This is a genomic window from Micromonospora sp. WMMA1996 (assembly GCF_002573675.1).
Taxonomy (GTDB): Bacteria; Actinomycetota; Actinomycetes; order Mycobacteriales; family Micromonosporaceae; genus Micromonospora; species Micromonospora sediminicola.
In genome coordinates, this window is record NZ_PDHU01000001.1 from 2777353 (window position 1) to 2789837 (window position 12485).

General features: G+C 74.4%; 11 protein-coding genes. 6 read left to right on the forward strand and 5 right to left on the reverse strand.

Translation table 11 applies throughout. From position 1 onward, the window contains the following. Nucleotides 1-23: 23 nt before the first annotated feature. Both COO58_RS12635 and COO58_RS12640 read right to left on the reverse strand, forming a co-directional pair. Nucleotides 24-1112 carry a zinc-binding dehydrogenase gene (locus COO58_RS12635; RefSeq protein ID WP_091575351.1) on the reverse strand — a complete coding sequence of 363 codons (1089 nt, stop codon included), beginning with the start codon at nt 1110-1112 and terminating at the stop codon, nt 24-26. Continuing rightward, nucleotides 1105-2118, reverse strand: a complete 1014-nt coding sequence (locus COO58_RS12640; RefSeq protein ID WP_098745070.1) for a Gfo/Idh/MocA family protein — start codon at nt 2116-2118, stop codon at nt 1105-1107. The genes COO58_RS12635 and COO58_RS12640 overlap by 8 nt, the downstream gene beginning before the upstream one ends. A 203-nt stretch (nt 2119-2321) precedes the next feature. On the opposite strand from COO58_RS12640, the gene COO58_RS12645 reads away from it, so the two are divergent. The 5 genes from COO58_RS12645 (at nt 2322) to ctaD (ending at nt 8048) form a co-directional block, all read left to right on the forward strand. Continuing rightward, nucleotides 2322-3347 (forward strand): glucosyl-3-phosphoglycerate synthase, encoded by a 1026-nt coding sequence (locus tag COO58_RS12645; protein WP_176558873.1) that lies wholly within the window; start codon nt 2322-2324, stop codon nt 3345-3347. A gap of 85 nt (nt 3348-3432) precedes the next feature. After that, on the forward strand, nt 3433-4587 hold the full coding sequence (locus COO58_RS12650) for a glycosyltransferase (RefSeq protein ID WP_091575357.1): 1155 nt from the start codon (nt 3433-3435) through the stop codon (nt 4585-4587). Between the two features lie 95 nt (nt 4588-4682). Continuing rightward, nucleotides 4683-5135 carry a DUF4383 domain-containing protein gene (locus COO58_RS12655; RefSeq protein WP_091577706.1) on the forward strand — a complete coding sequence of 151 codons (453 nt, stop codon included), beginning with the start codon at nt 4683-4685 and terminating at the stop codon, nt 5133-5135. Nucleotides 5136-5225: 90 nt separating this feature from the next. After that, a complete protein-coding gene (locus COO58_RS12660) occupies nt 5226-5957 on the forward strand; it encodes an ATP-binding protein (protein ID WP_098745072.1) in 732 nt (243 codons plus the stop codon). A gap of 87 nt (nt 5958-6044) precedes the next feature. After that, nucleotides 6045-8048: a cytochrome c oxidase subunit I gene (gene ctaD, locus COO58_RS12665; protein ID WP_091575360.1), complete on the forward strand. Its 2004-nt coding sequence runs from the start codon at nt 6045-6047 to the stop codon at nt 8046-8048. Nucleotides 8049-8146: 98 nt separating this feature from the next. Here ctaD and COO58_RS12670 read toward each other — a convergent pair whose 3' ends face one another. After that, nucleotides 8147-9283, reverse strand: coding sequence for a SigB/SigF/SigG family RNA polymerase sigma factor (locus COO58_RS12670; protein WP_091575363.1), 1137 nt, complete (start codon nt 9281-9283; stop codon nt 8147-8149). Nucleotides 9284-9538: 255 nt separating this feature from the next. Next, nucleotides 9539-10954, reverse strand: a complete 1416-nt coding sequence (locus COO58_RS12675) for a hypothetical protein (RefSeq protein WP_098745073.1) — start codon at nt 10952-10954, stop codon at nt 9539-9541. 188 nt (nt 10955-11142) lie between these two features. On the opposite strand from COO58_RS12675, the gene COO58_RS12680 reads away from it, so the two are divergent. Continuing rightward, a complete protein-coding gene (locus COO58_RS12680; RefSeq protein WP_091575368.1) occupies nt 11143-11349 on the forward strand; it encodes a CDGSH iron-sulfur domain-containing protein in 207 nt (68 codons plus the stop codon). 56 nt (nt 11350-11405) lie between these two features. Here the strand turns inward: COO58_RS12680 and COO58_RS12685 are convergent, their stop codons facing one another. After that, on the reverse strand, nt 11406-12455 hold the full coding sequence (locus tag COO58_RS12685) for an iron-containing redox enzyme family protein (protein WP_091575370.1): 1050 nt from the start codon (nt 12453-12455) through the stop codon (nt 11406-11408). Between the last annotated feature and the right edge of the window lie 30 nt (nt 12456-12485).

Consider the following 12485-nt stretch of genomic DNA (forward strand, 5'->3'; position numbering starts at 1 on the left):
GACGGCCGCGGGCGCACCCGGGGTCAGCCGGTCAGGACCACCTGCAGTTCCGAGCGGCGGCGCTCGGCCAGGTCGGTCAGCAGGGTCGGCGCCTCGTCCAGCGGCGCCACCGCGGAGACCACGTGCTTGCGGATCTCCTCGCCGTACTGGCGCAGCAGCTCCACCGTCTCGGCGGAGAGCCGTTCCCGGTCCCAGGTCGGGGCGAGGCCACGGGGCACCCGGCCGATCTGCGCGCAGCGCAGCGACAGCCCGTTGTGGTGGAACTCCTCGCCGAGCCGGACCGCGGTCGCGCCGCCCTGGTAGAAGGCCAGGTCGATCACGGTGCCCTGGGGCCGCAGCAGCCGCAGCGCCAGCTGCAACGCCCAGTCCTGGCCCCGGCACTGGAACACCACGTCCGCGCCCCGGTCGCCGGCGGCGTGGTTCCACCGGGTCTTGAGCACCACCGCCGGGTCGTCGGCCTCCGGGTCGAGCGTCTCCAGGCCGAGCGCCTCGGCCACCTGACGGCGGGCCGGCGTCGGGTCCACCACGACCACCGAGGCGGCGCCGTGGCGGCGGGCGAACAGCGCGGTGAGCAGGGCGACCACGCCGCTACCGACCACCGCGACCCGGCGGCCGCGTACCCCGTCGCCGAGCGTGCGCACGTCCGTGCCGCACAGGTCGGCGGCGGCGTGCAGCAGCCCGTTGGCGCAGATCGGGCCCATGTGCGCGACGTAGACGCCGAGCAGCGGGTCGAGGTCGTCGGGCAACGGCACGAACCGCTCGGCCACCGGGTCGGCGACCCAGCCGCTGCGGTGGCCGTACGTCATGGCCCCGACCGTGCCCAGCGCGACCGCCGGCGTGCGGCTCTCCACCACCCGGCCGACCTGCATGTAACCGAGCCGGGTCACCGGGTACGGGGTGCTCGCCTCCCCCGGCCGGAACAGCCCGAGCGCGGCGTCCCAGGTGACGTGCAGATAGGGGTTGGTGCCCTTGACGTAGCTCAGCTCGGTGCCGGCGGAGACGCCGCTGAAGAGCGTCTCCACCCGGAAGGCGCCCTCGCGAAGCTCGGCCGCCTCCTGCTCGACCAGCTCGACCCGGCCCGGGCCGCTGACCACCACCACCCGGTCACGCATCGACACCCACCCCCGCGTCCGCGACCGCGGCCGTGAGCCGGGCCGCCGGGCCGGTGGGCAGCGCCACCGGACGGCCGGTCCGCGCCGACTCGGCGACCGCCAGCGCGAGCCGCTGGGTGCGCAGGGCCTCGGCGTACGGGACCCGGACGTCGTCGCCGACGCCCCGGACGGCGTCGACGAAGGCCCGGTCGACGGCGACCCGGGCGCCGTCCGGGTCGGCGGGCAGGTGCCGCTCGCCGTCCGCGTCGCGGACCGTCAGGCCGTCCTCGGCCAGCGACAGGGCCAGGCCGTCGGCGAGGATCTCCAGCCCGGCCCGGTGCTTCCAGGTGAGCACGCAGGCCGCGGCGAGCGTGCCGACCGCCCCGGAGGCGAAGCGCAGCGTGGCCGCGGTGACCGAGTCGATGTCGGCGCCGTCGACCGGCGGCGGCGTCCCGTCGCCGTACGCGGTGACCTCGGTGGCCTCACCGACCAGCAGCCGGACCAGGTCCAGCACGTGGGCGGCCTGCTCGACCACCGGGCCACCGGAGCGGTCCCGCCGGGCCCACCAGGCGACCGGCGGCACCTTGTCCAGCCAGGCGCCGTTGACCATGCGCACCGGACGGTCCGCGAGCAGCCGCCGCGCCTCCTCGACCACGTGCAGGTAGCGCCAGTGGTGCCCGACGCCGGTCAGCAGGCCGCGCCGCTGCACCAGGTCGGCGATCCGCTCGGCCGTCTCCAGGTCGACCGCGACCGGCTTCTCCACGAACATCGGTACGCCGGCGGCGACGACCGCCTCCTCCGCCGGGCCGTGGGCGAACGGCGGCACGCAGACGTACACCGCGTCCGGGCCGGCGGCGAGCAGCTCCTCCACGTCCCGGAAGGTCCGCCCGCCGTGCGCGTCGGCGAGCGCCCGCGCCGCGTCCGGCGCGACGTCGGTCACACCGAGCAGTTCCACGTCCTCGAACCCCGTGAGCACGCGGGCGTGGCGTTGCGCCACCCCGCCGGCTCCGACCAGTCCCACCCGCATCCGACCGCCCCTCCCACCACGACTGAACAAACCGTCGACAGCACTCCCCTGGCCGGCGTCCCGCCAAACGCGAGGTGGTGCGCAACGCAACGTTCATCCGCCGGGAACCACCCGGTACGCACCTGGTGATCGAGTTGTTAGGCAAGATCCGGTTAGCGCGGATGCGGTACTGGGAAAAACAGGAGTTCGCGATTCCGCCACTGATGGGGGTGCCCGTGCGGGATTCAGATGTGACCGTCTCACCGGTGGTGGAGGCGTGGGCCACGTACCGGACCAGTACGGCCGGCGACTGGCCGGCCCGTCGGCTGGTCCGGGCCAAGGGGAACAGCCGGGTCAGCGTGGTGCTGCCGGCACGTAACGAGGAGGCCACGGTCGGCGCGATCGTGTCGACGATCCGGGAACACTTGATCGACCGGGTGCCACTGGTCGACGAGCTGATCGTGGTGGACTCCCGGTCCACCGACCGCACCGCCCAGGTGGCCCGCGCGGCCGGCGCCGAGGTGGTGAGCCAGGACGCGATGACGCGTGGCCTGCCGCGCCTGACCGGCAAGGGCGACGCGCTCTGGGCCGGCCTGGCCGCGGCCGAGGGGGACATCGTCGCGTTCGTCGACGCCGACCTGCGCGAGTTCCGGCCGCACTTCGTCACCGGGCTGCTCGGTCCGCTGCTCACCGATCCGAGCGTGGACTTCGTGAAGGGCTTCTACCACCGGCCCCTGGTCGGTGCGACGAGCGTCGAGCCCGACGGCGGCGGCCGGGTGACGGAGCTGATGGCCCGGCCGCTGCTCAACCTGTTCTGGCCGGAGCTGGCCGGCTTCGTGCAGCCCCTCGCCGGTGAGTACGCCGGCCGCCGCGACGTCCTGGAGCGGGTGCCGTTCGTCACCGGGTACGGCGTCGAGACGGCCATGCTGATCGACCTGCTGGAGCTGGTCGGGTTGGACGCGCTGGCCCAGGTCGACCTGGGTGAGCGCAAGCACCGGCACCAGGACACCGCCGCGCTGGGCCGGATGTCGGCGCAGATCATGTTGACCGCCTGGTCGCGGCTGCAACGGCGCGGCTGGGCGGCGCCCGGGGTGGCACCGACCGCGCTGCTGACCCAGTTCCGGCGGGGCGGCTCGGAGGCACTGCCCAACCTGGACCGGGAGATCGTCGTCAACGACGTCTCGGTCGAGGAACGGCCGCCGCTGGCGCAGCTGCGGCACCGCATCCCGCACCGCCGGGTCGCCGCGTGAGTGCGAGGAGTGAGCTTGCGAGCCCCGCAGTCACGAACAACAGCAGGTGCCGCGTGACACCGGAAACACTGAGAGAGGACAGCGCATGACGCTCACCGTGCTGATGAACGCCGGGCCGTGGCTGTCCGTGCCGCCGCCCGGCTACGGCGGGATCGAGAACGTCGTCGCCACGCTGGTGCCGGAGCTGCGCCGGCTCGGCGTACGGGTGGTGCTGGCCTCGGTGGAGAGCAGCACGTTGCCGGTGGACGAGAAGATCGCGGTCTTCCCGGACGGGCAGTTCTCCGCGTTGCAGCGGCCGTACAACCAGGTCTGCGGCGTGTCGCAGGCGCACCTGGCCGGCGTGGTGCGGGCGTTGCACCGCCGGGACGACATCGACCTGGTGCACGACCACGTGGAGGCGGTCGGGCTGGCCACGATGGCCGCGATGGGCCCGGACGCCCCGCCCGCGCTGCACACGCTGCACTGGGACCTGGCCAAGCACCCGGAGCTGTACGGCACCCTCGACGGCGGCGACCGGGTCCGGGTGAACGGGGTGTCCGCGTCGCAGCTGGCCCGGGCGCCGCGGGCGTTGCGGGAGCACTCGGTCGGCCACGTGCACCTGTCCACGCCGCTCGCCGTGGACGCGGACCGCCGGCCGACCACGCCGAAGGGCGACCACCTGGTGATCCTCGGCCGGATCAATCCGGGCAAGGGCCAGGACCTGGGCGCCCGGCTGGCCCACGAGGTGGGTTTCCCGCTGGTGCTGGCCGGCCCGGTCGGCCCCTACCACCGGCCGGAGGACCTGGCCGCGGCCGGGGACGAAGCCCGGCAGAACCCGGACGTGCGGTTCTTCCACGAGCACGTCGCCCCCTACGTCGACGGTGACCGGGTGCGTTGGGTGGGCACGGTGGCCGGGCGGGAGCGCGACGACCTGGTCGCCTCGGCGCGGGCGTCGTTGTTCCCGCTGCGGTGGGAGGAGCCGGGCGGGACGGCCGTGGTCGAGTCGCTGTCGCTGGGCACGCCGGTGGTGGCCACCGCCCGGGGCTGCCTGCCGGAGTTGATCGAGCACGGCCGCACCGGCCTGCTCACCGCGGACGAGCGGGAGTTGGGCGACCTGGTGCTGGCGGCCGGGCTGTTGGAGCCGGACGAGTGCCGGCGGGAGGCCGCGACCCGGTTCACCCCGGCCCGGATGGCCGAGCGGTACGTGGAGCTGTACGACCGGGTCCGCCACGGCGCCACGGTGCCGTTGCAGCCCGTCTGAGCGGGACCCCGGCCCACCGGCGCCGCGTTTGCCACTGGTGGGCCGGGGAAACCGTCGGTCCCGCGGTGGCGAGGAGGGCCGGCGTGACGAACTCGATGGCGCACTCCCGGGCCCGGCGCAACCCGGCCGACGGGCGGGCGCCGGTGCGCCGGGTCGCCTCGGCGTTCGCCGTGTTCCTGCTGCTGCTCGGCGCGTTGGGTTTCGTGCCGGGGGTGACCAGCGCCTACGCCGACCTGCGGTTCGCGGGGCCGGGATCGGGCGCGCGGCTGCTCGGGCTGCTTCAGGTCTCGGCGCTGCACAACCTCGTCAACCTGGTCCTCGGGGTGGCCGGTCTGGCGTTGGCCCGCACGGTCGCCGGCGCGCGGGCGTTCCTGCTCGGCGGCGGCGCGATCTTCCTGGTGCTCTGGCTCTACGACCTGGCGGTCGACCGGCGCAGCGCGGCGAACCTCCTGGCGGTCGACCGGGCCGGCACCTGGTTGCACCTGCTGCTGGGGGTGGCCATGCCGGCCCTGGGCCTGCTGGCCGGCCGGCGCGCGCACCGTCGCTGACCTGCTCCTCCCGGCCCCGGTGCCCGGTTTCACCGGCCCATGCCCCGGGTACGTCCGTAGTCCTCCCCGACGGACAGAAACGAGGGCCCGATGTCGACCCGGATCAGGTGCGAGGTCCGCGACGAGTCCCCGGTCACCGTGGTGCGGCTGGCCGGGGCGCTCGACCTGGGCACGATGCGCGCGGTGCACGAGGTGCTGGACCGGTGCCTCGCCGAGCAGCCGGACGCGCTCGTGGTCGACCTGGAGGAGATCGACGTCACCGAGCCGCTGGCGCTGTCCGTGTTCGCCGCGGCGGCCCGGCGGGCCGCCGACTGGCCGGCGGTGCCGATGGTCCTCTCCGCTCCCCCGCCGACGACGGCGGCGTGGCTGGCCGAGACCACCGCCTGCCGGGTGGTGCCGGTGCGCCGCGACTGCGCCGAGGCCACGGCGCTGGCCGGCACGGCGGCGTCGCCCCGGCTGCGGGCCCGGCTGGAACCGGTCGCCGGGGCCTGCCGGCGGGCCCGGGAGCTGGTGACCGAGGCGTGCGGCCGGTGGAACGTGCCGGAGCTGGCCGGTCCGGCGTCGCTGGTGCTCAGCGAGCTGGTCGGCAACGTGGTCCGGCACGCCGGCACCCCGATGCAGGTCACGTTGACGCTGCGGCGGCCGTACCTGCGGGTGGCGGTGCTCGACGGCAGCCCGGCCGACGCGCGGGCCGCGACCTCCCGTGACCCGCGGGCGGAGGGTGGCCGGGGGCTGATGCTGGTCCGCGAGCTGACCCAGCGCTGGGGCAGCACGCCGGTCGGCGCCGGCAAGGTCGTCTGGGCCATGCTCCCGGCGAACTGACCGAATTCTCCGCTCTCGCCTGGTTACATGGTCAGAGGGCCGGGTACGCGCGCCCGTCCTGTCTGTCGTCACACGGGGTGAGATGCCATGCCCAAGCGGGTAGTCACGGAGCCGGCACGAGACCGGGGGCCCGCGATTCTCGCGCCGGCCCGGTTCGGGGGATATCCCGGCCCCGTCCGGGAGGCGGTGAAGGGCAACGCGCTGTGGCGGTTGCTGCGGACCACCGACGCGAAGGTGATCGGGCTGCTCTACCTGAGCACGTCGTTCATCTTCTTCCTGATCGGGGGCGTGCTGGCCCTGGTGATCCGGGCCGAACTGGCCCGGCCGGGGATGCAGTTCCTCTCCCCGGAGCAGTACAACCAGATGTTCACCATGCACGGCACGATCATGCTGCTGCTGTTCGCCACCCCGCTGGTCTTCGCGTTCGGCAACTACATCGTGCCGCTGCAGATCGGCGCCCCCGACGTGGCGTTTCCCCGCCTGAACGCGTTCGCGTACTGGCTGTACCTGTTCGGCGGCACGATGGTGATGGCGGGGTTCGTCACCCCGCAGGGTGCGGCGGACTTCGGTTGGACCGCGTACACGCCGCTGAGCACCGCGCAGCACAGCCCGGGCGTCGGGGCGAACATGTGGGTGGTCGGCCTGGCCATCTCCGGTCTGGGCACGATCCTCGGCGCGGTCAACCTGATCACCACGATCCTCACCCTGCGCGCCCCTGGCATGACCATGTTCCGGATGCCGATCTTCACCTGGAACATGCTGCTCACCAGCGTGCTGGTGATCTTCGTGTTCCCCCTCCTGGCGGCCGCGCTGTTCGCGCTCGCCTCGGACCGGATCCTGCACTCGCACGTCTACGATCCGACCACCGGCGGCCCGATGCTGTGGCAGCACCTGTTCTGGTTCTTCGGGCATCCCGAGGTCTACATCGTGGCGCTGCCGTTCTTCGGCATCATCACCGAGATCATTCCGGTCTTCTCCCGCAAGCCGATCTTCGGCTACACCGGCCTGGTCCTGGCCACCGTCGCCATCACGGTGCTGTCGATGAGCGTGTGGGCGCACCACATGTTCGCCACCGGCCAGGTGCTGCTGCCGTTCTTCAGCATCCTCAGCTACCTGATCGCGGTGCCCACCGGCGTGAAGTTCTTCAACTGGATCGGCACCATGTGGAAGGGGCAGATCACGTTCGAGACGCCGATGCTGTTCGCGGTCGGCTTCCTGGTCACGTTCCTGCTCGGCGGCCTCACCGGCGTGCTGTTGGCCAGCCCGCCGGTGGACTTCCACGTCACCGACTCGTACTTCGTGGTGGCGCACTTCCACTACGTGCTCTTCGGCACCATCGTGTTCGCCGCGTTCGGCGGGGTCTACTTCTGGTTCCCGAAGATGACCGGCCGACTGCTCGACGAACGACTCGGCAAGATCCACTTCTGGACGATGTTCGTCGGCTTCCACGCCACCTTCCTGGTGCAGCACTGGCTGGGCAACGAGGGCATGCCACGCCGCTACGCCGACTACCTGCCCGGCGACGGCTTCACCGTGCTGAACGAGATCTCCACGGTGGGCTCGTTCGTCCTCGGCGCGTCGACGCTGTTCTTCATCTACAACGTGTGGAAGTCGTGGCGCTACGGCGCCATGGTCACGGTGGACGACCCGTGGGGCTTCGGCAACTCGCTGGAGTGGGCCACCACCTGCCCGCCGCCGCTGCGCAACTTCGACCGGATGCCCCGGATCCGCTCCGAGCGGCCGGCCTTCGACGCCAAGTACGGCCCGCTCGTCTCCGACCTCGGCCGCGACCTGCCCCAGCGGACCACCAAGCCGCCGCAGCACTTCACCGAGGAGCTGCACCACGTCGCGAAGGTGCCCGAGTCGCCGGCCGCCGAGGGCGCGCACGGCGCCCGCGAGGCGGTGGAGTACCAACCCGCGCCGCAGTCCGGCGCCCGGCCGGTCGACGTGCCGGAGCCGGAAGAGGTCCGCCGGCCCAGCTTCGAGGAGACCGACGAGCCGGAGGAGACGATCCTCGGCGCCCAGCGCGAGGAGCAGCCGAACGACCGCTGGCGGCACCCGCGCGGACACGGCGACACCCCGGAGAACTGACCGGGAACGGGGGCCGGCACCGTCGGGCTCCGGCCCCCGTTCCCGGGTACGCGCAGACGCCGGCTCCCCCGTTCGGGAGCCGGCGTCGCGTATGCGCGTCAGTCGGCGGCGGGCAGGCCGGCGGCGGCCAGCGAGCGGCGTACCGCGGGCTGCACCCGGGTCAGCCGCAGCGGCACCCCGGTCCGCACGGCGGCGTCCCGACCCGCCATCAGGGCGGCGATCCCGCCGGCGTCGAAGCCGCCCGCGCCGACCAGGTCGACGATGACCTCGCGGGGCTGCCCGGTGACCGCCTCCAGCATCGCCCGACGCAGCTGGTCCGCGCCGGCCCGGTCCACCTCGCCACCGACCTCGACGACCACCCGGTCGCCGTTCTGCCGCACCGAGATCCGGGCCTTGGCCGGTTCGGTCTCGGCCGCCCCGTTCTGCCACGGCGGCGGGGCGTCGGCGAGCATCGCCTGGCGCAGCCAGGTCAGCGCCCGGGACAGCAGCCGGGAGACGTGCATCTGCGAGATGCCGAAGCGGGCGGCGATCTCCGCCTGGGTCTGGTTGCCGTAGAACCGCATGGCCAGGATCCGCCGCTCCCGCCAGGGCAACCGGTGCAGCAGGCCGCTGACCGTGACCCGGTCGTCGACCGACTCCAGCGCGTTGTCGGACTCGCCGACCAGGTCGCCGAACTCGGCCGAGCTCTCCCCCCCGACCGGCGCGTTGAGCGAGGCCGGGCTGTAGCCGGCGGCCGACTCCAGCGCGGCGAGGATCTCCTCCTCCGGCGTCTCCAGCCGTTCCGCCAGCTCGGCCACGGACGGGGCCCGGGACAGCTCGCTGGTCAACGTCGCCGTCGCCTGCCCCACCTCCAGGATCAGGTCGCGCAGCCGGCGCGGCACGTGCACGCCCCAGGTGCGGTCCCGGAAGTGCCGTTTGATCTCGCCGACGATGGTGATGGCCGCGTACGCGGTGAACGAACCCCGCTCCGGGTCGTACCGGTCGACGGCGTTGACCAGACCGAGCCGGGCCACCTGCTCCAGGTCCTCCAGCGGTTCCCCGCGTCCCCGGTAGCGGCGGGCCAGCCGGCCGGCGAACGGCAACGCGAAGCGGACCAGGTCGTCCCGCGCCTCCTGCCGCCGCTCGGGTGGCAGCCCCTCGATCCGGGCCGCGTACGCGAGCGCCGCCGCGTCGAGGTCCTCCAGACCCCGCTCGTTGGTCGGTGGGGTGGGTGTCGTGGTGGTCTGACCGAACATCCGCGCCTCCCTCGCCGAAGATCCCCCCGCCCGGTCGGAACCGGTCGTGCGCGTGGTCGGACCACGCACCGGGTGAGGAAGTTGGTTACGTGACGGACACGTCGAAAGCGGTGGCTGCCCGCCGCACGGCGTCGTGGGCCGTTCCGCGGCGAGCGGTCTTCCCGCTCCGTAGGTACTCAATCACGGACCGCAGGATCGCGAGGATGTTTCGCCAGGTTGGCCGGCCGGCCGGGGCCGCCGGCGCGGGCGCCGCGCTCAGCAGACCAGCAGACCCTGGTGCGCGCCGGAGTCCCGGAGCGCGGCGAGGGCCTCGGCCATCCGCAGCGGCGGCGGCGCGGGCAGGTCGCAGGGCTGGTTGCGCAACACCTCCGTGGCACGTCGGGTGGGAACCGAGGTGACCGGGTAGCCGCGGGCCGCGCCCCGGTCGAGGGCCCGCCGGCGCCGCCCGAAGCCGGCCACCGCGAGCCACTGGGGCAGCCCGGCGAGCGCGGGCGAGCGGAGCCCGGGCGGTTCCGGCAGCACGTCCACCGACGTGAACGGCTCGCTGCCGGCCAGCCACCACTCCGCGCCCTCGACCCGCCGGCGGGTGGCGTTCTCGCACCAGTAGGGCACCAGGCCGGCCCGCAGCACCTGCCCCGGGTCGAGCAGCCGGCCGCACTCCACGACCAGCCGGTCGCCGGTCTTGCCGGCCCGGCGCAGCCACCGGCGGTACAGGTCGGCGGTCGCCGCGCTGAGCACGTCCGGCTGCGGCACCACCACCCGGTGCAGCGGGTGCCCGTGCCGATCGCCCCACTCCCGGGCGGCGTGCTCGAAACCGGACTCCACGCCGTGTGCGGCGAACGCGGCCGGCAGCGTGACCTCCGGCGCCGCCCAGCGCGTCTCCTCGCCGCCGGCCGCGCGCAGCACCTGGCGCAGCCCGTGCGCGTCCGGGTGGAAGTCGACCGGGTCCAGGCCACTGCTCGGGCAGCCGGCCTGGAAGCTGTGCCCGTCGCCCGTGTCCCGCACCGGCCACGTGCGCGCGTCGTGCAGCAGCAGCACCGGCGCCGCCGGTTCCAGCCGGTCGGCCAGGAACCCCGCGTACGCCGTGGGCAGCGTGCGCCAGCGGGCGGTGAGGGTCACGGTGGCGCCGGCCGCCGCGCCCCGGCTGGCCGGGCAGTGCACCTGCCGCACGTGCAGCCGCGGGTTGCCGGCGAGCAGTCGCCCGGCCAGCGCGGCGCCGTGGTCGTACGCCCGGTCCGGGCGGTCCACCGCGCCCCGGCTCCAGGTCGCCGCGAGTTCGAACCCGGCCGGCAGCCAGGGCACGCCGAGGGCCACCGCGAGGTGCGCGGCCGCGCCGTGCGGTGAGCCGAGCACCGCTCCGGGCCAGCGCCGGTCCGGGTACTGGTCGACGAACCAGCCGGCCACCCGTTCGGCGTCGACCCGGGCCACCTGGGCGGCGCTCAACGCGGCCCGCCCGGCCGCGCGGCCGGCGGCGGCGCGGCGCACCGGCTCGGGCGTGCCGGGGAGCCGGGACAGCGCCGCGGGATGGCCGAGGTCGCCGCAGTCGTCGCCGCGCAGCGCCCGGGCGGTGGCGGCCACCAGGAGCCGGGCGGCGCTGCCCGCCGCCACCACCCGGTCTCCGGGCAGCCCGGCGCCGGTCGCCGGTCCCGACTGTGCTCGTTCGCTCACCACGCGGGCCGGCTTCCCGTCCCTCTGTGGTCTAAACGGGGCATCTCCCCACGGCGCGGACCAACGCCCGCTCGGGCGACCGCACCGCCCGGGACACCCAGGTACGCCGTCGCGCCGCTCCCCCGCCGCCACGGACGCAACGGCACGTGGGAGCGGGTTTGGGCCGGACCGGGACGGGCACTGCACCGCGCATGCCCGACGACGAGAGCACCCCGGCGGCGACCATCACCCCGTACCGGGACGGACCGCTGCTGGTGCGCGGCGACTTCGCGCTGGTGACCCCCGACGGGGAACCGATCGAGACGCGCCGGGGCACGGTCGCGCTCTGCCGGTGCGGCAAGAGCGCGATCAAACCGTTCTGCGACGGCACGCACAAGGTTGCCGGCTTCCGCAGTTAAGGAAGGGCCCCTTCTTAACGCCTCCGGTAGAGGAAGGGGCCCCTTTTAACACTTGGTCACGCGGCGGCGAGAGCCCGGTGCGGCGAGCGCAGCGACGAGCCGCCGGCGGACCAGGCGGAGAGCACGTGGTCGGCGAAGAGACGGTCCACCGCCAGCGCCGCGGCCGCCCCGAACAGCACGTCGGCGGCGAGGGCCGGCTCCGCGCGGACCAGCCCGCCGCACAGGTCGTACGCGGCGATCTGCTCGTGCACCGCGTCGGCCTCGACGTGCTCGTCGTAGAAGCGGGTGGCCACCGCGTCGGCGCCGAGCCGCCGCAGCCCGTTGCCGTAGCGACGGTTCGGCAGCGACGAGGTCATCTCGTACGCGGCCAGGTGTCCGAGCAGCGCCCCACGCAGCCGCCGGTGCAGGCCGAACAGCGACATCAGGTTGTTGGTCGCCAGCGTGACCGCCGGGACCCGGTCCAGGTGGACGCCGTAGCCGGTGTCCAGGTCGAGCCGGTCCATGGTGGCGCGGAACAACTCGGCGTGCATCCGGTCCAGCCGGCCGTTGCCGTACTCGTCCATCTGGATCTCCACGAGCGCGGCCTTGGCCGCGCCGCCGAGCCGGGGCAGGGCCCAGCTGTGCGGGTCGGCCTCCCGCAGGTGGTAGATCGAGCGGTGGGTGACGAACTCGCGGAACTGGTCGAGATCGGCCCGGCGTTGCAGCGTGGCGGCGAGCGGCGGTCCGTCGTCGGCCGCCACCAGGTCGGTCAGCGCGCCCGGCAGCGCCGCCGGCAGCACCGCCGGCAGCGGCCCGGCCAGCCGGCGCAGCGCCGCCTCGAACGGCCGCTCGGCCCGCGCCCGCAGGGCCAGCAGCGAGGGCTCCCACTCCCAGTCGTCGGCGACTCCCCGCCAGCCCCGGTAGTGCAGCTCGTAGCAGAGGAAGAGGGTGAGCTGGAGGTCCTCGTCGACCAGCGGCTCGGCCACCGCCCCGAACTCGACGCCCAGCCCGGCCGGCAGGTCGCCGGGCGCCGCGCGCAGCGCGTCGAGCAGGGCGGCGGAGACCGGCCCGCGTGGCCCGGGCAGCGGGGCAGGGCCGTAGCGACGGTCGGTGGGGGCGGCGGGCATCTGACCTCCTGAGGTGACTGCCTCGAGGCA

Coding starts and splice junctions, on each gene's coding strand:
- COO58_RS12685 (WP_091575370.1), bottom strand. CDS start 12,455: ATGCCCGCCGCCCCCACCGACCGTCGCTACGGCCCTGCCCCGCTGCCC.
- ctaD (WP_091575360.1), top strand. CDS start 6,045: ATGCCCAAGCGGGTAGTCACGGAGCCGGCACGAGACCGGGGGCCCGCG.
- COO58_RS12640 (WP_098745070.1), bottom strand. CDS start 2,118: ATGCGGGTGGGACTGGTCGGAGCCGGCGGGGTGGCGCAACGCCACGCC.
- COO58_RS12655 (WP_091577706.1), top strand. CDS start 4,683: ATGGCGCACTCCCGGGCCCGGCGCAACCCGGCCGACGGGCGGGCGCCG.
- COO58_RS12660 (WP_098745072.1), top strand. CDS start 5,226: ATGTCGACCCGGATCAGGTGCGAGGTCCGCGACGAGTCCCCGGTCACC.
- COO58_RS12670 (WP_091575363.1), bottom strand. CDS start 9,283: ATGTTCGGTCAGACCACCACGACACCCACCCCACCGACCAACGAGCGG.
- COO58_RS12645 (WP_176558873.1), top strand. CDS start 2,322: ATGGGGGTGCCCGTGCGGGATTCAGATGTGACCGTCTCACCGGTGGTG.
- COO58_RS12635 (WP_091575351.1), bottom strand. CDS start 1,112: ATGCGTGACCGGGTGGTGGTGGTCAGCGGCCCGGGCCGGGTCGAGCTG.
- COO58_RS12680 (WP_091575368.1), top strand. CDS start 11,143: ATGCCCGACGACGAGAGCACCCCGGCGGCGACCATCACCCCGTACCGG.
- COO58_RS12650 (WP_091575357.1), top strand. CDS start 3,433: ATGACGCTCACCGTGCTGATGAACGCCGGGCCGTGGCTGTCCGTGCCG.